Source organism: Glycomyces sambucus (assembly GCF_900102815.1).
Classification (GTDB): Bacteria; Actinomycetota; Actinomycetes; order Mycobacteriales; family Micromonosporaceae; genus Glycomyces; species Glycomyces sambucus.
The window spans coordinates 175,650-194,336 of the sequence record NZ_FNGF01000002.1; the positions used below are offsets into that span (position 1 = coordinate 175,650).

Annotated in this window: 15 protein-coding genes; 7 read left to right on the forward strand and 8 right to left on the reverse strand. The window is 73.0% G+C overall.

Annotated features, from left to right (window positions below):
- Nucleotides 1–318 precede the first annotated feature (318 nt).
- Nucleotides 319–774, reverse strand: coding sequence for a hypothetical protein (locus BLS99_RS05995; RefSeq protein WP_091045324.1), 456 nt, complete (start codon nt 772–774; stop codon nt 319–321).
- A gap of 104 nt (nt 775–878) precedes the next feature.
- Here BLS99_RS05995 and BLS99_RS06000 point away from each other — a divergent pair, with 104 nt between their 5' ends.
- A complete protein-coding gene (locus tag BLS99_RS06000; protein WP_218126308.1) occupies nt 879–1,610 on the forward strand; it encodes a M50 family metallopeptidase in 732 nt (243 codons plus the stop codon).
- Nucleotides 1,611–1,625: 15 nt separating this feature from the next.
- Here the strand turns inward: BLS99_RS06000 and hrpB are convergent, their stop codons facing one another.
- From hrpB to msrB, 3 genes are all read right to left on the reverse strand, one after another.
- Nucleotides 1,626–4,133: an ATP-dependent helicase HrpB gene (gene hrpB / locus BLS99_RS06005; RefSeq protein ID WP_091047686.1), complete on the reverse strand. Its 2,508-nt coding sequence runs from the start codon at nt 4,131–4,133 to the stop codon at nt 1,626–1,628.
- 156 nt (nt 4,134–4,289) lie between these two features.
- Nucleotides 4,290–5,867, reverse strand: a complete 1,578-nt coding sequence (locus BLS99_RS06010; RefSeq protein ID WP_143034702.1) for a serine/threonine protein kinase — start codon at nt 5,865–5,867, stop codon at nt 4,290–4,292.
- 237 nt (nt 5,868–6,104) lie between these two features.
- Nucleotides 6,105–6,518: a peptide-methionine (R)-S-oxide reductase MsrB gene (gene msrB / locus BLS99_RS06015; RefSeq protein WP_091045334.1), complete on the reverse strand. Its 414-nt coding sequence runs from the start codon at nt 6,516–6,518 to the stop codon at nt 6,105–6,107.
- Between the two features lie 104 nt (nt 6,519–6,622).
- Here msrB and BLS99_RS06020 point away from each other — a divergent pair, with 104 nt between their 5' ends.
- The 4 genes from BLS99_RS06020 to BLS99_RS06035 all read left to right on the forward strand — a co-directional run bounded on the left by BLS99_RS06020 (nt 6,623) and on the right by BLS99_RS06035 (nt 11,888).
- Nucleotides 6,623–7,651, forward strand: a complete 1,029-nt coding sequence (locus BLS99_RS06020; RefSeq protein ID WP_091045337.1) for a lactonase family protein — start codon at nt 6,623–6,625, stop codon at nt 7,649–7,651.
- 74 nt (nt 7,652–7,725) lie between these two features.
- Nucleotides 7,726–8,343 (forward strand): acyl-CoA-like ligand-binding transcription factor, encoded by a 618-nt coding sequence (locus BLS99_RS06025; protein WP_091045340.1) that lies wholly within the window; start codon nt 7,726–7,728, stop codon nt 8,341–8,343.
- 172 nt (nt 8,344–8,515) lie between these two features.
- Nucleotides 8,516–10,756 carry an MMPL family transporter gene (locus BLS99_RS06030; protein WP_091045343.1) on the forward strand — a complete coding sequence of 747 codons (2,241 nt, stop codon included), beginning with the start codon at nt 8,516–8,518 and terminating at the stop codon, nt 10,754–10,756.
- A 73-nt stretch (nt 10,757–10,829) separates the two neighbouring features.
- Nucleotides 10,830–11,888, forward strand: a complete 1,059-nt coding sequence (locus BLS99_RS06035) for a DedA family protein (protein WP_091045346.1) — start codon at nt 10,830–10,832, stop codon at nt 11,886–11,888.
- A gap of 84 nt (nt 11,889–11,972) precedes the next feature.
- On the opposite strand, the gene BLS99_RS06040 is transcribed toward BLS99_RS06035, so the two are convergent.
- Nucleotides 11,973–13,001 carry a pirin family protein gene (locus BLS99_RS06040; RefSeq protein WP_091045349.1) on the reverse strand — a complete coding sequence of 343 codons (1,029 nt, stop codon included), beginning with the start codon at nt 12,999–13,001 and terminating at the stop codon, nt 11,973–11,975.
- A gap of 69 nt (nt 13,002–13,070) precedes the next feature.
- Between BLS99_RS06040 and BLS99_RS06045 the strand changes: the two genes are divergently transcribed.
- Together BLS99_RS06045 and BLS99_RS06050 are read left to right on the forward strand one after the other, a co-directional pair.
- Nucleotides 13,071–13,556 (forward strand): MarR family winged helix-turn-helix transcriptional regulator, encoded by a 486-nt coding sequence (locus tag BLS99_RS06045; protein ID WP_091045352.1) that lies wholly within the window; start codon nt 13,071–13,073, stop codon nt 13,554–13,556.
- 163 nt (nt 13,557–13,719) lie between these two features.
- The gene (locus tag BLS99_RS06050) at nt 13,720–14,322 is read left to right on the forward strand and encodes a response regulator transcription factor (protein ID WP_091045356.1); all 603 of its coding nucleotides are present in this window, start codon (nt 13,720–13,722) and stop codon (nt 14,320–14,322) included.
- 196 nt (nt 14,323–14,518) lie between these two features.
- Here the strand turns inward: BLS99_RS06050 and BLS99_RS26525 are convergent, their stop codons facing one another.
- From BLS99_RS26525 to BLS99_RS06065, 3 genes are all read right to left on the reverse strand, one after another.
- Nucleotides 14,519–16,741: an ATP-binding cassette domain-containing protein gene (locus BLS99_RS26525; protein ID WP_218126310.1), complete on the reverse strand. Its 2,223-nt coding sequence runs from the start codon at nt 16,739–16,741 to the stop codon at nt 14,519–14,521.
- Nucleotides 16,738–18,453, reverse strand: coding sequence for an ATP-binding cassette domain-containing protein (locus tag BLS99_RS06060; RefSeq protein ID WP_091045359.1), 1,716 nt, complete (start codon nt 18,451–18,453; stop codon nt 16,738–16,740). The genes BLS99_RS26525 and BLS99_RS06060 overlap by 4 nt, the downstream gene beginning before the upstream one ends.
- Nucleotides 18,454–18,520: 67 nt before the next feature.
- A complete protein-coding gene (locus BLS99_RS06065) occupies nt 18,521–18,673 on the reverse strand; it encodes a SapB/AmfS family lanthipeptide (protein ID WP_091045362.1) in 153 nt (50 codons plus the stop codon).
- Between the last annotated feature and the right edge of the window lie 14 nt (nt 18,674–18,687).

An 18,687-nucleotide genomic window follows, 5' to 3' on the forward strand; every position in this document is an offset into this window, starting at 1 on the left:
AGTGATCAGAGCCGAGATGAGAGAGCGCTCTCTCATTCGTTCCAGGACTCATTCGTACCCAACCGATAGGCACATGTCAATGGGTTGTGGCCGAAACGTTACCTTCGGCGGTCATCGCGCCCGAGGTAAGCCCTTGCAGCGCAACCGATCGGCGATGCGGTCCGAATGCGAGAAATGTCCGCCGCCGGTGCGGTCCCGGCCGGTGGCGCCAACCGGTCAGCGGCTCACTGCCACCGGAAGCACCGGCGCCGGAAGCATCATCGCCGGAAGCACCGCCGTCGGCGGCACGCCCGCGCGGAGCAAGTCGGCGAGGCCGCGCTAGCGCGCGCCGTCCTCGCCGTCGTTCTGCGGCGGCCGCTGCGCCTCCTCGGCCCGGCGCCGCAGCTCGCCCATGCGCGCCTGCCGCTCCTCCCGGAGCCGCTCCAGCCGCTGGTGCCGCTCGATGCGCTCCTCCGGCGACTCGGTCCCGCCCAGGATCCGCTTGTCCAGCCACTCCAGGTGCTCGGCGTGCGCGGCCGCGTTGATCGCCCGCACGTCCTGGTAGGCGCCCCGCAGCGACTCCATCCGCTTGAGCGCGTCGTGGCACTGGGCGATGAGGATCTCGATGTCGGCGTGCTCGTCCTCGTCCGCGTCCGCCCGGCGGGCCTCCAGCCAGGCGATCCCCTCCCGGATCCGGTCCCGCGCCCGCAGATTGTGCATCGTCAGGTCCTCCACGAGACGGTCGCTCATCTCGAGGAAGCTCAGATGCGGATCGGGCCGGTCGTCGGTGCCCATGGGGCCGTCCTTCCACGAGGAGGTGCCTCTGCCTCCTCTACCATATGCCCGCCGCTAGGATCATCCTTCACCGCGCGTCCGTTTCACCCCGAAGACGAGGTCCTGTGGCACCGATCGAGTCCGTCATCGACACCCTCACCCAGACGCAGGACGCCCCGCCCGTCGGCGTCATGCTCGCGTGCCTCGCCGCCGCGGCGGCGGCCGTCCTCTCCGCGCCCGTCTGGCGCTGGAGCCGCGGCCTGGTCACCATCGCCCACGAAGGCGGCCACGCCCTCATGGCGGTCCTCATGCGCCGCCGCCTCACCGGCATCCGCCTCCACGCCGACACCTCCGGCCTCACCTTCTCCCGCGGCCGCCCCACCGGCTTCGGCGCCGCCATGACCCTCGTCGCCGGCTACACCGCCCCGGCCCTGCTCGGCCTCGGCGCCGCCGCCCTCGTCGGCGCGGGCCGGATCGTGCTGCTGCTGTGGATCACGCTGGTGCTCCTGGCGGTCATGCTCGTGTTCATCCGCAACTGGTACGGCGCGCTGGCGCTCCTCGTCGTCGGCGCGGGCGTGTTCGCCGCGACCTGGTACGGCAACGCGATCGTGCAGACCGTCGCCGCCTACGCGGGCGTGTGGCTGCTGCTCCTCGGCGCCGTCAAGCCCGTCATGGAGCTGGGGTCGCGCCGCCGCGGCGGGCGCGGCGCGGGCCAGTCCGACGCCGACCAGCTCGCCGGGATCACCCCGTTCCCGGCCGCGTTCTGGATCTTCGTGTTCATGCTCGCGACGATCGCCGCCGCGTTCTGGGGCACCTGGATGCTCCTGCCGGTCGACACCTGGCTCGACGCCGCCTGATCGGCGGGACGGCCGCTAGCCGCCGCGCAGCCGCCGGTTCGTCCACGCGGTCGGCGCGGCCGACGCCGGGTCCTCGGGCCACGGGTGCTTCGGATACCGCCCGCGCATCTCCTTGCGCACCTGCAGGTACGACCCCTGCCAGAACGACGCGAGGTCGGAGGTCACCGCGAGCGGCCGCCCGGCCGGGTCGAGCAGGTGCGCCCGCACCTGGACGCCGCCGATCCGCGGGATCGCGGCGGCGCCGAAGAACAACTGGAGCTTCATCGACACCACCGGCCACCCGGTCGCGTAGTCGACCGCGGTCTCGGAGCCGTTGTCGAGGCGGAGCCGGACCGGCGCGGTCCGCTCCAGGTCCTCCGACCACGGGACCAGGTTCCTGAGCGCGGCGCCCGCCTCGATCCGCTCCAGGTCCCGGCGGCGCCGGGCGCGGCTCCACCACGGTTCGAGCCAGTCCGGGGAGGCCAGCAGCGCGGCGTCGGACACGTCCGGCCACTGGTCGCCGATCTCCCGGTGGCAGAACGCCATCCGCTCGCGCGTCCGCCGTGCCGCATCGGTCCACTTGAGCACGTCCAGGCCCTCCTCGCGGAGCCCGTCGAGGAGCGCCGCGCCGACGAGGGCCGGGTCGGGGTCCCGGAGCGGTTCGGACGCGTCCTCGATCGCCCCGACCATGCGCACCGACCGGGCGGCGACGTCGCGCCGCTCCCGGTCCCAGGCGACGCGCTCCTCGCGCCGCTCGCCCGCGATCTCGCGCGCGAGCCCGCCGTCGATCGGCACGCCCGCCCTGACCTGGGCCGCGGCCCGGCCGGGGTTCCGGGAGGCGTCGGCGATCGCGAGCCATTCGCTGCCCGCCAGCGGGGAGCCCTCGGCGCAGACCGCGCCGGTGCCGCCGACGGTGAGCCACTGGCCGCCGCTGCGCTTGGCGATCCGCTCGGGGAACGCGAGCGCGACCACGGTGGCCGCGGCCTCGTCGTCGCCCACGTGCCGGTCGGTCGCGGGGACCGTGCGGGACAGGCGCTTCACCTCCCGCTCCCACTGCCGGTCCCGGCTCGCGCGGAGCTGGCGCCATTGTGCGAGCAGGTCGTCGCCGCGGCCGCGCTTGTCGAGCCCGAGCAGGGCCGCGACCTCGGCGGCCTTCACGGAGCCGACGCGCGCGGCGCCGTCCACGAGCGCCCGCGCCAGCCGCGGATGCAGCCCGGCCCTGGCGAGGACGCGGCCGCGGTCGGTCGCCGCCCCATCGTCGTCGATGGCGCCCAAGGCTTGCAAGGTCGCCTCGGCGGCTTCGACCGCGCCCGCCGGGGGCGGGCCGGGCAGCGCGAGCTCGGCGACGGGGGTGCCCCAGCAGGCCGCCTGGAGGCGGAACGCGGTGAGGTCGGCGGCGGCCACGTCGGGCACGGGCTGGGCGGCGCGGCGCAGGTGCTCGGCCTCGCTCCAGCAGCGCCACACCGCACCGGGTCCCTCGCGCCCGGCGCGGCCCGCGCGCTGGTCGGCCGCGGCCCGGGAGGCGGGCGTGGTCGTCAGGCCCGGTAGCCCCCGGGCGTGGTCGACGACGGGGCGCCGCGCGAGCCCGGCGTCCACGACGATCCGCACCCCCGGCACGGTCAGGCTCGACTCGGCGATGGCGGTGGCGAGGACGACGCGGCGCCGGTCCCCGGCGCGCATCGCGCGGTCCTGCTCGGCCGGCGACACCGATCCGTGCAACTGATATATATCGGCATCAAGGTGTCTGAGTTGGTCGGCCACGCGCCTGATCTCGGCGGCACCGGGGAGGAAGACCAGCACGTCGCCGTCGTCCGCGTCCAGGGCCCGGTCGACGATATGTGACACATGACCGAGGAACCTGGGGTCGACCCGCAGCCCGTCGGGCGGGTCGAGGCGTTCGCGGGGCGGGACCCAGTGCATGGCGACGGGGTGGCGCATCGGCTCGGAGGCGACGGCGGGCGCGGGCCCCGCGTCCGCGGCGAGGAGGCCGGTCCACAGTGCGACGTCGGCGGTGGCGGAGGCGGCGACGAGGCCGAGGTCGGGCCGCAGGACCTGCCGGGACTCGATGAGGAAGGCGCAGGCGGTGTCGGTCTCCAGGTGCCGCTCGTGGCACTCGTCCAGGACCACGAGATCGACGCCGGGCAGTTCGGGGTCGGCCAGGAGCCGGTTGAGCAGCACCCCGGTCGTGACGACCTCGACCCTGGTGGCGGCGGACCGGCGCGTCTCGCCCCGGATCTGGAACCCGACCCGCTCGCCGGGCTTCTCGCCGAGGATAGCCGCCATGCGGGCGGCGGCCGCGCGCGTGGCGAGCCGCCGCGGCTCGGCCACGAGGACCCGCCGCTGTGACATATCACGTGTCACATATCGCGACCCGTCCGCGGCGCCCGCGTCGATGAGCCCGGCGAGGGCGAGCGGCGCGAGCGTGGTCTTCCCGGTGCCGGGCGGTGCGGCGAGGACCGCGGTCCCGGTGCGCGCCACGGCGTCGAGCAGGGCGGGCAGCGACTCCCGGATCGGCAGGTCGGGCAGCGCGGGCGGTTGCGGCATGCCGACCATTGTCGCCGAGCCGGCGCGGATCCGCCCCGCGGCCGGGAGGGGTGTGCCGTACCGCCGCCGGGCCCGGCGCGGGGCACCTGCACGGTCCGGCCTGGACGCGGTTCACTGTGCGTGCCGCGGTCCCCGCCCGAGGGCGGGAACCTGCGGTCAGACGTCGCCGCCGAGGTTCCCGTCCGGGCAGGCGTCGTCGTTGGCGATGTACTCCAGCTCGATCGGGGTGTCGTAGCCGACCTCGGCGCCGCCTTCGGGCGACTGGGAGACGACCTCGCAGGTGTCGTACTCCTCGCCCTCGGGGGCGAGCGGCGAGACCGAGACCTCGTTGAAGCCCTCGTTCTCCAGCTCGTCGAGGGCGTCCCTGACGTCCTGGCCGGTGTAGTCGTCGAGGTCGGTGAGCGGAGGCTCGTCCTCGGAGGTCTGCTCCTCCTCCTCGGTGTTCTGGTCCTCCTCCTCTTCCCCGCCGTTGTCCTCGCCCTGGCTGTCCTCCTCGGCCTCGGAGGTCGTGGCCTCCTCCTCGGCGGCCGCGGTGGTCGTGGCGGTGTCCTCGGCGGCGCCCGACGGGTCGTCGTCCTCGTTGTCCCAGGGGGACCACATGAACAGGGCGATGAGGATGACCGCGACACCCGCGATCGAGACGAGGATCGGCCCGGTCGGGTTCCGCTTGGGCTGCTCCGCATCACGCGGAGGCGGCAGCGGCCGCTCGCCGGCACCGCCGGCGCGGTACTGGCCGGTGCCCGCCGCGGGCCCGTAGTCGTCCTGGAACTGCTGCTGCATCGGGCTGGTGTGCGCGGCGACGACGCCGGCGCCCATGGCCGCGCCCATCGCCCCGCCGGCAGCGGGGCTCATGACGCGCGTGGACTGCGGCGACTGCGAGGGCGGTGGAGAGGCGAGGATCGCGGTCGTGCCCCCGGTGCCGCCGGCGCGGCACACGCGGGCGAGCTCGGCGGCCGAGGAGAAGCGCTGGCGCGGGTCCTTCGCGAGGCACCGCATGATGATGTTGGCGACCGGGCCGGGGACGTCGGCCGGGAGCGGGGCGGGCTGGCCGGTGAGGTGCCCGGCGATGGCGGCGGTCGGCTCGTTGCCCGCGAACGGCGGGCGCCCGGCGAGGGCCTCGTAGCCGACGATGCCCAGCGAGTACACGTCGGTCGCGCCGGTGAGCTGCGAGCCTTGGAGCTGCTCGGGCGAGGCGTACGCGAGGGTGCCCATGACGGTGCCGGTCTCGGTGAGTCCGGCGCCGCCCTTGGCCGCGGCGATGCCGAAGTCGACGATCTTGACGCTGCCGTCCTCGTTGACGAGGAGGTTGCCGGGCTTGATGTCGCGGTGGATGATGTGGGCCTGGTGCGCGACGTCGAGGGCTTCGGCGGCCGAGGCCATGATCTTCAGGGTCTCGTTGGGGGACAGGCGCCTGCGCTGGCGCAGGACGTTGTCGAGCGCCTGGCCGCGCACGAGCTCCATGATGAGGTAGGAGACCAGGCCCTCGGGGGCGTGCTCCTCGCCGTAGTCGTAGAGGGCGACGATCCCGGGGGACTGGAGCTGGGCGACCGCCTGCGCCTCCTGGTGGAACCGGGCCCGGAACCGGTCGTTGCCGGACAGTCCGGAGTGGAGCAGTTTGACGGCGACGATGCGGTTGAGCCGGGTGTCGGTCCCGCGCCACACCTCGCCCATGCCGCCCGCCGCCAGGCGCTGTTCAAGGCGGTAACGGCCAGCGATCAGGTTCCCGGGTTCCACCCTCAGCCTCTTTCGTCATCGGAGCAGGGCACGAAGGTGAGCTTAGTCGGGTGCCGCGAGCGCGCCCTCGTCGAGCCCGCTGGGACTCGCGTCCATGCGAGTCCCAGCGGGCTCGACGAGGAGGAAGACCCCAGCTCAGAGCGCGATCACCGCTTCGGTGCGGTCGCGCTCTTGCGACCGCACCGAAGCGGCGATCATGATGCCGCACCGAGACTTGTTGCGGCTCAAGCGAAATACCTAAGCGGCCTGGTCCTCGACCGGCTCCAGCGTCAGGCTGATCGAGTTGATGCAGAAGCGAGCGTCGTCGGGGTTGTCCCAGCCCTCGCCGTAGAAGACGTGGCCCAGGTGCGAGTCGCAGTTGGCGCAGCGCACCTCGGTGCGCTGCATGCCGAGGCTGTCGTCGGTGAGCAGCCGCACCTTGTCGCCGGCCATGGGCGTCCAGAAGGACGGCCACCCGCAGCGGGAGTCGAACTTCGTGTCGGACGCGAACAGCTCGGCGCCGCACGCGCGGCAGCGGTAGACGCCGCGGCGCTTCTCGTCGACGTACTCGCCCGTCCAGGGCGCCTCGGTGCCGCCTTCGCGCAGCACCCGGTACTCGTCGCGCGTGAGCTTCTCGCGCCACCGCTCGTCATTTCCGCGTTCTGGACCCATGCCCCCAGTCTAGGACCTGCCGGGGCGGACCGGTCCCGGCCGCGCGACGGGCCCGGGCGCCCGAGCCCGCGCCGCTCTGTGACGGGGCGGCTAGGATTTGGCGCATGCGGTACCTCCTTGGCGACTACACCACTGAAGGCGGCCCCGGTCTGGTCGCGGCCGGACCCGACGGGCTCGGCGAGCCGGCGGCGGTGGTGAACCCGTCGTGGGTCCACGTCGGGCCCGAAGCGGTCTACACCCTGACCGAGACCGAGCCGGGTTTCGCCGGTGCCTGGCACCTGAGCGAGGACTTCGCGCTCGACCGCGCCGGGCAGGGCCGCTCGACCGGCGGCAACAACCCGTGCCACGCCACGGTGGACCCGTCGGGGCGCTGGCTGCTGGTCGCGAACTACGGCTCCGGTGAGGGCGCGGGCGCCTCGGTCGCGTCGCTGCCGATCGGGGAGGACGGCACGCTCGGCGAGGCCGCCGACGTCTTCCGGCTCTCCGGTTCGGGCCCGGTGCCCGACCGCCAGTCCGGCCCCCACGCCCACCAAGTGGTATGTCACATGTCACGCGTGCTGGTGGTGGACCTGGGCTCGGACCGCATCCACGCGCTCGACCTCGGCGAGGACGGCACCCTGACCCCGGCCGCGACCACGCAGCTCGAGCCCGGGTTCGGGCCGCGCCACCTCGCGTTCGTGGGCGACCGGGCGGTGATCGCGGGGGAGCTCGCGAACGCGTTCGCGGTCGGCTCCTATGACGACCGCTCCGCCACGTTCTCTTTCGGGCCCGCGGTGCCCCTGCCCACGGGTGAGGCCGTGGACTTCGCGGCGATGCCCGACATCGGCCTCGACGAGGACGCCCCCGGGTCGCTGCCGGCCGCGGTGGTCCCCGACCCCGAGCGCGGCCTCGTCTACATCACCGTGCGCGGCCCCGACCAGCTCGCCGTGGTCGACCCGGCGACGAGCACGCTGGTCCGGTCGGTCCCGGTCGGCGCGGCGTGGCCGCGCGACGCGGTGCTCACCGGCGACGGCACGCTCCTGGTCGCGTGCCAGCACGGCGGGGTGGTGACGCGGGTCGACCCGACCGGCGAGCGGCCGCCCGTCACCGAGTGGACCGTGCCCGGTGTGACGTGCGTGGCGCCTCTCACATAGCCAAACTTGCGTGATCTGCAAAATTTCATCCTGGGCATCTTGTGAACACCGGCGACCCCCGTTAGTGTTACGTCATGGCCGAATCGACCGGACTCCGCGAGCGCAAGAAGGCCGCCACCAAGGCGGCCCTCAGCGAGGCAGCGCTGCGCCTGGCGATCGCCAAGGAGGGCATCGAGTCGGTCACCGCCGAGGAGATCGCCGCCGAAGCCGGCGTCTCCACCCGCACCTTCCACAACTACTTCCCCTCCAAGGAAGCCGCGCTCCTCTACGACTTCCACGAGACCACCGGCCGCCTCCTCGCCGACCTGCGCGAGCGCGCCCGCACCCAGCCGATCTGGGACGCCTTCCGCGACGCCACGATCGACATGCACTTCGACGAGAAGTTCGACATCGACGACATGCGCTGCCGCGAGCAGCTCATCCACTCCTCGCCCTCCCTCATCAAAGAGCAGTCCGGCCAGTTCATGGAGCTGTTCGCCGAGGCCATCGACATCGTCGCCGCCTCCACCGGCACCAGCAAGGACGACCTCTACCCGCGGCTCCTCCTCGGCGCCGCCCTCGTGACCATGAAGTCCTCGACCGAGCACTGGCTCTCCGACCCCGGCGAACGCACCCTCGCCGAGGCCATCACCGAGGCGTTCGCACTCTTCGAACGCGGCATCACCCAGCCGCCGCCCGCGCCCGCGACCTGAACCGCCCGGACGCCCGAACGCACAACTGAACAAGGAACCACCAGGAAACCCACCGCCGACGACGCTGTCGGCGAACACCACCCGACCGGTCCCGCCGCACACACACCCACCGCGCTGCCGTGCAGCGCACCCTCTGGCGGGGCCGGCCAATCATCCGATTGGAGCACCCACCGTGGCCACCTTCCTCTACCGCCTCGGCAGAGGGTCCTACCGACTGCGCTGGCTCGTCCTCGCCGTCTGGATCCTCGTCGTCGGCGGCGTCGGCGCCGCAGCCGCCACCCTCCAGCAGGAGACGAACCCCGAGTTCGTCCTCCCCGGCACCGAGTCCCAGGAGGCGTTCGACCTCCTCGAAGAACGCTTCCCGGAGATGGACGCCGACGGCGGGACCGCGCAGATCGTCATCGAGTCCGAAGACGGGCAGCCCCTCACCGCCGAGGCCAACGCCGCGGCCGTCGACGCGCTCGCCGCCGTCATGGCCGACTCCCCGCAGATCGCCGGCGTCACCAGTCCCCTCGCGACCGGCCCGAACGGCGAACCGGTCGGCATGCTCTCGGCCGAGGACCAGACCATCGGCGTCATGCAGGTCGCCTACGCTGAGCCCTCCATGGAACTCGACGAGTCCACCGTCGACTACCTCGAGGACGCCGTCGCGGACGCCGAGGACCAGGGCATCCGCGTCGAAGTCGGCGGCGACGTCCTCCAGGCCATGCCCGAGACCAGCGCCACCGAGCTCATCGGCATCGGCGTCGCCCTCGTCGTCCTCATCATCACCTTCGGCGCGCTCCTCGCCGCCGGACTCCCGATCATCACCGCCGTCCTCGGCGTCATGCTCACCACCGCGGGCATCCTCGCCGCCACGTCCTTCATGAACGTCAGCGAGTCCACCGGCACCCTCGCCTCGATGATCGGCCTCGCCGTCGGCATCGACTACGCGCTGTTCATCCTCTCCCGCTACCGCTCCGAACTCGCCAAGGACGGCCGCGTCGAGGACAAGCGGGCCCGCGCCGACGCCATGGGCCGCGCCGTCGGCACCGCCGGCTCGGCCGTGTTCTTCGCCGGCCTCACCGTCATCGTCGCCCTCCTGGGCCTGTCGGTCGTGAACATCCCGTTCCTCACCGAGATGGCCGTGGCCGCCGCCGTCACCGTCGCGATCGCCGTGGTCATCGCCGTGACGCTCCTGCCCGCCTTCGCCGGGTTCGCCGGCAAGCGCATCTTCACCGGCCGCCAGCGCCGCCGCATCGCCTCGGGCGTCCACGGCAGCAAGCCCAACGGCGGCAAGCGCTGGGCCGGGTTCGTCACCCGCCACCCGATCCTCGTGGCGCTCGTCGGCATCGTCGGCCTCGGCGCGCTCGCCTACCCGGCCACCGACCTCGAACTCGGTCTCCCCGACGCCAGCTCCTACGGCGAGGAGACCACCCAGCGGCAGGCGTACGAGCTCATCAGCGACGGCTTCGGCGAGGGCTTCAACGGGCAGCTCATGCTCGTCGGCGACCTCCACGACGGCGTCGACGCGGCCACCGCCGCGGCCGACGTGACCGCCGCGCTCGGCGACGTCGACGGCATCGCCGTGACCGGCCAGGCCGTCCCCAACGAGGCCGGCGACACGCTCCTGGTCACCGTCATCCCCGAGACCGCGCCCGCGGCCGAGGCGACCAACCAGCTCGTCCACGACATCCGCGGCGTCCTCGCCGACGACGCCGACGCGGACTGGGCCGTCACCGGCGCGACCGCGCTCAACATCGACATCTCCGACAACCTCAACGACGCGCTGCTGCCGTACATGCTCATCGTCGTCGGCCTCGCGGCGCTCATCCTGCTGCTGGTGTTCCGCTCGATCCTGGTGCCGGTCATGGCCACGCTCGGGTTCATGCTCAGCGTGTTCGCGGCCCTGGGCGCGCTCGTCGCGGTCTTCCAGTGGGGCTGGGGCGCCGAGCTGTTCAACGTCGACCAGCCGGGTCCGATCATGTCGATGATGCCGATCCTCATGATCGGCCTCGTCTTCGGCCTCGCGATGGACTACCAGATCTTCCTGGTCACGCGGGTCCGCGAGGCGTACGTGCACGGCGCCGACCCCAAGGCCGCGATCGTGGAGGGCTACGGCCACTCCTCGCGGGTCGTGGTCGCGGCGGCGCTCATCATGATCAGCGTGTTCGCGGCGTTCATCTTCAGCGCCGAGTCGCTCATCGCCTCGATGGGCTTCGCGCTGGCCGCGGCGGTCGTGTTCGACGCGTTCGTGGTCCGCATGGCGATCATCCCCGCGGTCATGGCCCTGGTGGGCCGGGGCGCGTGGTGGATCCCGCGGTGGCTGGACCGGATCCTGCCGAACGTCGACGTCGAAGGGGAGCGCCTGCAGCGGCACCTCGCCGCGGACGCCCCCGAGGACGAGCGCGAGCTCGTCGGAGCGACCAAGTAGCCGAAGCCCCGATGGGGACTCGGGCCGACCCCCGGCCCGGGTCCCCGCGGGGGTTCGGTGAACGGGGGACCCCATGGTCTTCTTCTGGGCGCTGCTGATCCTGATCGGCATGATCACCGCGGACTTCTTCGTCCCGATGCTCCCGAGCGCGACGCTGGTGACCGCCGCGGCGGGGCTCGTGCTGGGGAACCCGTGGCTGATCCTCGTGCTGCTCGTCGGGGCGGCGGGCTCGTCGTGGTTCGGCGAGTTCATGGGCTACAAGGTGTTCCGCGCGGTGCGGGCCGGGCTGCGGCGGCGCCCGACCGGCTTCGCCGCGCGGGTCGCGCAGCGGACGGTGGGCGGTGCGGTGCTGAAGCTCGAGAAGCTGCTCCAGGGCAGTGTCGAGCGGCATCCCTACCGCACCACGATCGTCGCCCGCTTCCTTCCCGCCGGCCGCACCACACTCGCGTGGATCGCGGCCGGCGCCGGTCGTGTGCCGTACGGGCGGATGGCGGCGCTCGGCGGGGTGCTGTGGGCGGTGTACACGGTCAGCCTCGGCCTGCTCATCGCCTGGATCGCCGGTCCGGGCCTGCAGTCGCTGCTGGGGTCGGTGCTGACGGTCCTGGCGGTCGGGTTCGTTTTGGGGTGGGTCGCCAAGCGCTGGCAGCGGAGCCAGGTCGGCGAGCACATCGACGAGGTCGATCCTGCGGAACCGCGGGCGATCGTCGCCGGTTCCGGCGCGGCGTCGGCCCTCGATGCCGATCTGGGGGAGTCGGGTGCGGCCGGCCTGCGCGCGGCCGGGCCGGGTGCCGCTGATCGGAGCGCGGGAGAGTCGGGTGTTGATGGTCTGGGGGCCGCTGATCGGGGCGCGCTGGGCGCGGCCGAGCCGGGCAGGAGCGATCCTGGCAAGAGCGATCGGGGCGCGGCCGCTTCGGCCCGCCGGATCGATCCGGGCCGATCCGCGCGGTTCACCGGGGCTTCGGGCTCCGGCGCCGCCTGGAACGCTGCCGATTCGAGCGGCGATCTCGACACTGGCAGCGGGTCGCTCCCGAGCGATCCCGCGGTGTGCCGCCCGCGACCGGGCGGCGCCGCCGAACCCGGTTTCGGCGCGGATTCGGGACCGGCGCAGGCGGCATTACCGGCGTACAAGTAGCACATCACATGTCACACAGCACGGGCCCGTCCGGAATGGACGGGCCCGTGCCATGTCACACACTACTGAGCGTCTTCAGGCGCCTCAGAGCTGCTCGCAGCCGCCGGGGACCTCCGGCAGCCACGGGTCCTCCGGGTCGGGCGCGAACTCGCGGCCCTGCCGGCCGGCCGGGATCTCGCCCATCCGGCCCGCCTGGAAGTCCTCGACCGCCTGGACGATCTCGGACCGGGTGTTCATGACGAACGGCCCGTACCGTGCGACCGGCTCGTTGATCGGCTCGCCGCCGAGGAGGAGGACCTCCATGGCGCCGGTCGTGTGGTGCTGCTCGGGTCCGGCGCCGACGGTGATGTAGTCGCCGCCCGGCGCGAACTGCGCGAGCTGCGACTCCTTCAGCGCCCGCTTCTCGTCTCCGGCGTACCCGTCGCCGTGGAGCGCGAAGGCCATCGCCGAATACGAGTGCTGCCAGGGGATCCGGACCTCCGCGCCCGGTGAGAGCGAGGCGTGGACGAGCGTGATCGGCGTGTAGGTGCGCCCGGGCCCTTCGTGACCGGCGGCCGACCCGGCGATGATCCGGACCAGTGCGCCGCCGTCGCTGGAGGAGACGAGCGTCAGGCCGTTCCCGCGGATGTCCTGGTAGTTCGGCGGGTTCCACTTGGCGCGCTTGGGAAGGTTGACCCACAGCTGCACGCCGTCGAACACCCCGCCGGTCATGACCAGCTTCTCCGAGGGCAGCTCGTCGTGCAGCAGCCCCGAACCCGCGGTCATCCACTGGGTATCGCCTCCGCGAATGACCCCGCCCCCGCCGTGGGAGTCGGTGTGCACGAAGGTGCCGTCCATGAGGTAGGTGACGGTCTCGAAGCCGCGGTGCGGGTGCCACGGGGCGCCCTTGGCCTCGTGCGGCTCGTAGGCCGCGGTCATGTGGTCGAGGAGGAGGAACGGGTCGCCGCCGTCCATGAGGCTCGGCGTGGGGAACGGCCGCCGCACGGGGAAGCCGCCGCCTTCGAGGGCGCGGATCGAGTCGACGACCTTGGCCACGGCGCGCGGGCGCGACTCCAGCGCGGGCGCGTCGAGACGCGGCAGCGCGAGGATGTCGGGCACGGTCACTGCGGGCATGTTGGCCTCCTTTGAAGGTTGGTCAGCCAACAATATCATTGGCCGACCAACTATTGCTAGGCTTGCCCGATGGAACCCACCCGCACCGCCACCAGCGCACCGGGAAGCGACGTGTGCGACGACGAGCAGCGCGTCGGCGAGATCGGCCACGCCCTCTTCCGCGTCGCCCGCGCCCACCGCGCCGCCGCAGGGCGACTCCTGCGCGAGATCGGCCTCTACCCCGGCCAGGAGGTCATGCTCGGCCGCCTCGCCGACCACGGCCCCACCCGCCAGTCGCGCCTCGTCCTCGAACTCGGCATCGACCCCTCCACCGTCACCAAGATGCTCCAGCGCCTCGAACGGCAGGACCTCGTCGAGCGCCGCGCCGACGCCGTCGACCGCCGCGTCTCGGTCGTCGCCATCACATCGAAGGGGCGCGAACTCCTCGACAGCATCGAGGAGTCCTGGCGCCGCCTCGACGAGATCACCTGCGCGGGGTTCACTGAGGCCGACCGCAGTGCCCTCTCGTCACTCCTGGTCCGGTTGGAGCACAACCTGTCCACCTGCCAGGAATGATGAACGCTTGCATGCCTAGATGCTGATATGTCAATGATCAGACACTACGTCAGCCTTTAGTGTCCTTTCGCGACTGGTGGGTACCTCCCTAAGCTGAAGGCCGAACTTTTGGGGACGACGCGGTGGGGGCATCGTCCGCCCGACACAGATCAGGTGGGTGCCGATGATCCGGGTTCTCCTCAAGCACGACCAGGACCTCCTGCGGACCGCGCTCGCGCGCGGACTCGACGGGGCGCAGGGCATCACGGCCGTGCACGACGTCCCGTCCGACGAGGACGTCATCGCGGTCGCGCGCCGGATACGGCCCCACGTCCTGGTGCATGAGGCGGGTTTACTGCCCAACGAGCATGTGGCCTCGGTGTGCTCGGCGCTGCCGGACTCGAACGTCCTGCTGCTCCTCGATCCCGGACGGCCCATGGAGTTCCGGCCCGAACTGACGCGGTTCGCGCCGCGCGTGGGGGTCATGACGACCGGGGAGACCTTCGACCGCTTCGTCGAGGCCATCCACCGGCTGAGCCGCGGCGAGCCGGTGATCGACGCCGAGATCGCGCTGGCGGCCCTGCGCTCGCGCTCCAACCCGCTCACGCCGCGCGAGCGCGAAGTCCTCGGGCTCGCGGCGACCGGTGCGCGGACGGGCGAGATCGCCGAGAAGCTGTTCCTGCGGGTGGGGACGGTGCAGAACTACCTGTCGAACGCCATCCACAAGTCCGGCGCGCGCAGCCGCATCGACGCGATCCGGATCGCTCAGGGAGCGGGCTGGATCTGAGGCGGATGCCGAGTCGTGCTGGGGCACTGAGGGGCTGGGGCACTGGGGCACTGAGGGGCTGGGGATCTGGGGCGATGAGGTTGCGGTACTGCGGCGCTGGGACGTGGGTGCCGGGGGCCGTGCGACGGTCCAGAGGGTAGGAAACGGCCGCACTCGAGGTCGCAGCAGGACAGACGGTCCGCGATGCGGCTGGCTTCTACGTCCTGGCGTTGTGGGCGAGGAGTTCGCGGAACAGCGGTGAGACTCCTTGCAGGAGTTCGCGGTCGCCGATGGTGGCGGTGCCGCCGTCGAGGACCAGGATTCGTCCGGCGCGCAGTGCCGAGGAGGGCCGGTGCGCGATGACGATGAGGGTGCCGCGCTCGGCGAAGGCCCGCTCGGCGCGCTCCTCGGCCTCCGGGCCGAGGTGGCAGGTGGCCTCGTCGAGGATCGCCACGGGCGCGGGGGAGAGGTGCGCGCGGGCGAGCGCGAGGAGCTGGCGCTCGCCGTCGGACAGGTCTCTGGGCGCGAGCGGGGTGTCGAGCCCGCCGAGCCGGTCGACGAGATCTGCGGCGCCGACGGCCGCCGCCGAGGCGGCGATCGTCTCGTCGGAGGCGTTGGGGCTCAGGTAGGCGAGGTTGGCGCGGACGGTGCCGGTGAAGACGTACCCGCCTTGGGGCAGCAGCACGCGGTGGCGGGCGAGCGCGCGCGGCGACAGCCGCGCGGCATCGCTGTCGCCGTAGGCGACCGCGCCGGTGTTCGGCTTGAGGAGTCCGCAGAGCAGTGCGGCGAGCGTGGACTTCCCGACGCCGCTCGGGCCGACGATCGCGAGATGGTCGTCGGCGTGGACGGCGAACGCGAGGTCTTCGACGGCCGGGGCGGAATGCGGGCCGTAGGCGAAGGTGAGGTTGCGCGCGTCGAGGATCGGGACGGACGATCCGGTCGGTGCGGGTGCGGGTGCGGGTGCGGGTGCGGGTGCGGGTGCGGGGTGATTGGGAGTGTCCGGGCGATTGCCTTCAAATCGGGCGCCCGGGGGACCCCCCGTTTCAATCGTGCCAGCGGGGTCTGACATGTTGCGTTGCAGGTGAAGGTGACCGTTGCTCGGCTTCGGTGTCGCCCCCGCTTTGATGGTGCCAGGGGGGTCCGACGGGGTGATGTTCGACGGCGTGGTGCTCGGCTGGGCGGGGGTCGGCGGTGTGGTGGGGGCCGAGTCCTGGAGGGGGGCAAGGTGAGCGGGGTTCGGCTTCGGTGTCGCCCCCGGCTCAACTGTGCCTGGGGGGTCTGACATCGGGTGGCGCTGACTGGGGGTGGGGCTGAGGTGAGTTGGGCTCGGGTTGGGTGTCGCCCCCGTTTCGATAGTGCCTTGAGGGTGCGACAGGGTTTCGTTGGTGGTGGGGTTGGAGGCGGGCAAGGGCGCGGAATCGGGGTCGGCTGCGGTGCTGGGGTCGGCCGTGGCGTCGGGGTGGCCGTTGGGGGAACCGAGGTCAGTGAGGTCGTTGGGGGAGGTGGCGATGGGGTCGGTGAGGATTCTGGTGAGGGCTATGTAGAGGCGGAGGCCGCTGCTTCCGAGACCGGAGATGAGCGCCGACAGCGCCGGTTGGAGACCGGTGAGGATGTAGAGGAGGGCTCCGGTGAGCGCCCCGGCCGTGACGCCCTGGTCGAGCAGCCAGGGGGCCGCCGCCAAGAGCACCAGTAGGGGCAGCCATCCCCCGAGCGTGAAGCAGAGCGTCCGGAGCACCGCCGCTGCCGCAAGGGCCCGCTCGGCCTTCGCCTGGGCGGCGATCGGTGCTGCCGCCAGTGCCTCGGCATGGGCCTCTCCGCCGCAGGCGACCAGGTCTCGGGCGGCGGCCGCCACCTGCGTGGCCCGGTCGGTCAGGTTCGCGTCGGCTTGGGCCGCGTCGCGCTGGCGGTTCGCCGCGAAGCCGAGGGTGGCGATGAAGGCCAAGAGCCCCAGAAAGAACGGCGGCAGCACCAGGATCGCGAGCCTCGTGTCGAGGGCGATCAGGCCGGCGCCGACCCCGACCGTGGTGACCAGGCAGCCGCGAATCGACACCACGATGCCCGCGTAGGCGTCGCGGGCGATCTCGACCTGCCGGGTGAGGAGCGACAGCGCCCCTTGATCGGGGCGGCCCGCGACCGCGTTCTTCAGCGCCCGCCGGACCACCCGGCGCACCAGGCGGTCCCGGAAGGGTTCCACCACCGCCCCGAGCGCGGCGTAGACCCGGCCCGCCCCCAGGGCGCCCACGCCGGCGGCGAGGAGCACGCCGCCGAGCCATGCCGTGCCGGTCCACGGGCGGCCCGCCAGGAAGCCCTCGTCGATCGCTCGGGCGAGCATCAGGCCGAACAGGGCCGTCGGCAGGATCTCCAGGGCCGACCAGCCCAGCAGCGCCCAGGCCGAGCGCGGGTACAGACCTGATGCGGCGTAACGGATCTCGTGTCTCATCGTGCGAAGACTGCCCGGTACTCGGGGTTGGACCAGAGGACGTCGTGCGGCCCCGTGGCCCGGACCCGGCCGTCCGCCAGCCAGACGACGAGGTCGGCACGCGCGGCCAGTGCCGCGTCATATGTCACCACCAGGCGGGTGCGGCCCGTCGCCGCCAGGGCCTCCTCGATGCGGTCGGCGCTGAGGAGGTCGAGGCTGGAGGTCGCGTCGTCGAGGACCAGGAGGCGGTCGGCGTGCCAGGCGCGGGCCAGGCCGATGCGCTGGGCCTCGCCGCCGGACATGGGGACCTCGGGCAGTGGTGTGTCATATGCCGCCGGGAGGCGGGTGGCGAAGTCGTGGGCGCCGACCGCCTCGGCCGCCGCGCGGACCTCGTCGCGCGGCCTGCCCGGACCCATGGCGTCCGCGAGGGTCGCTCCCGCGAGGGCGGGACGGGCCGTGGCGAGTGAGACCGCTGTGCGGAGGTCGCTGCGGGCGAGAGCGGGGAGGGGGCTGCCGTCGAGGGCGACCTCGCCGCTGTCGGGGTCTCGCAGGCGGACCGCGGTCTCCGCGAGGGTCGATTTTCCGGAGCCCGCCTTCCCTACCACTGCCGCGGTCGCTCCTCCCGGGACCGTGAAGGTGATGTCCTGGAGGAGGACCCGGTCGCCGGCTCGGACGGTCACTTCTCGGAATGCGAGGCTGCCCGGGCCATCGGGGAGCGCATCGGTGCCATATGACATGGCACTGAGGTCGTGGACCTCGGCGATCCGCGCCACGGCCGCCCGGGAGCGGGCGACGGCGGCCACGATGCCGGTGAGGGAGCCCAGGCCCGCGCCCATCATCGCGTACTGCGCGGCGGCGAGGAGCTCCCCTGTGGAGAGGCGCCCGCCGGCGACCAGGAAGCCGGCCACCACGAGGACGCCGATCGTCGCGAGCGGGCCCGCGACCGCCGCCCTCGCACCCGCCGCGGCGAGGGCCCTCCAGGTCGCCCTGCCGTGCTCGGCGAGGGCGGGGAGGCCGGTGAGGACGCGTCTGGTCTCGGCGCCGAGCGTGCCGGCGGCGGCGATCGTGCGGGCGCCGTCCAGGGCCTCGGTCAGACGGGCCGCCATGTCCCCCTGCGCCGCCTGGTAGTGCAGGGCCGCGGTCGCGGTCTGCTTCGCGAACAGGCGCAGCACCAGCGCGACCAGAGTCAGGCCGACCGCGAACGCGGCCGCGAGGCGCCAGTCGAGCCAGATCAGGACCACCAGGCTGCCCAGGGGCGGGAGCGCCGCGGCGACCGCGCCGACCGCGCTCGGGCCGGCGTGCGCGGCGTCGGCGGCGCCCGCGGAGATCCGGGCCACGAGGTCGCCGGTGTCGAAGCGCCCGATCCGGTGCGGGGCGCCGAGGAGGCGCCGCACCATGCCGGTGCGGAGCCGCGCGGCCGCGTCCGCGGTGCATGTCGTGGCCGCGGTGGATTCGACCAGGTCGCAGGCCACGCCCAGTAGGACCAGGCCGGCGGCGATCGCGACGGGGATCCTCGCGTCGCCGCCCGCGGCGATCGCGTCGACCGCCGCGGCGAGGGCCAGCGGCAGGGCGAGCGTCCCGAGCGATCCGAGGAGGGACGCGGCGCCGATGAGCGGCAGCCGCGCGCGGGACTGCCGCACCACGGCCCCGAAGGTCAGCGGCCGCTCGGCCGCGCCTCCAGACGCGGCTTGGATCGCGGCTGTGGTCGCGGCCCCGGTCGCGGCGTCGGTCATGGTGCGGCTCCGTTCGCGGGCCGCGGCCCCGGACATCGGTGACTTGTCCGGGGCCGCGGCGGTGTTCTTAGTGGCAGAGCAGGATCGAGAGGCCGCTCGTGCCGCCGCAGAGGGTCGCGGACAGGTTCGAGGGGCAGGAGTGCCCGCTCGCGCTGGAGCCGCCGCCGTTGGTCGCGACCGCGTCGTTGTTGTCCATGCCCTGGAGGTCGAGGAGAGCCATGATCTTGTTCCTTT

What these genes read in the sequence shown, in the direction of transcription:
- BLS99_RS06035 (WP_091045346.1), top strand. Translation starts at nt 10,830, where the DNA reads ATGGTCTTCTTCTGGGCGCTGCTGATCCTGATCGGCATGATCACCGCG.
- BLS99_RS06020 (WP_091045337.1), top strand. Translation starts at nt 6,623, where the DNA reads ATGCGGTACCTCCTTGGCGACTACACCACTGAAGGCGGCCCCGGTCTG.
- BLS99_RS06050 (WP_091045356.1), top strand. Translation starts at nt 13,720, where the DNA reads ATGATCCGGGTTCTCCTCAAGCACGACCAGGACCTCCTGCGGACCGCG.
- BLS99_RS06045 (WP_091045352.1), top strand. Translation starts at nt 13,071, where the DNA reads ATGGAACCCACCCGCACCGCCACCAGCGCACCGGGAAGCGACGTGTGC.
- BLS99_RS06060 (WP_091045359.1), bottom strand. Translation starts at nt 18,453, where the DNA reads ATGACCGACGCCGCGACCGGGGCCGCGACCACAGCCGCGATCCAAGCC.
- BLS99_RS06065 (WP_091045362.1), bottom strand. Translation starts at nt 18,673, where the DNA reads ATGGCTCTCCTCGACCTCCAGGGCATGGACAACAACGACGCGGTCGCG.
- msrB (WP_091045334.1), bottom strand. Translation starts at nt 6,518, where the DNA reads ATGGGTCCAGAACGCGGAAATGACGAGCGGTGGCGCGAGAAGCTCACG.
- BLS99_RS26525 (WP_218126310.1), bottom strand. Translation starts at nt 16,741, where the DNA reads ATGAGACACGAGATCCGTTACGCCGCATCAGGTCTGTACCCGCGCTCG.
- BLS99_RS05995 (WP_091045324.1), bottom strand. Translation starts at nt 774, where the DNA reads ATGGGCACCGACGACCGGCCCGATCCGCATCTGAGCTTCCTCGAGATG.
- BLS99_RS06025 (WP_091045340.1), top strand. Translation starts at nt 7,726, where the DNA reads ATGGCCGAATCGACCGGACTCCGCGAGCGCAAGAAGGCCGCCACCAAG.
- hrpB (WP_091047686.1), bottom strand. Translation starts at nt 4,133, where the DNA reads ATGCCGCAACCGCCCGCGCTGCCCGACCTGCCGATCCGGGAGTCGCTG.
- BLS99_RS06040 (WP_091045349.1), bottom strand. Translation starts at nt 13,001, where the DNA reads ATGCCCGCAGTGACCGTGCCCGACATCCTCGCGCTGCCGCGTCTCGAC.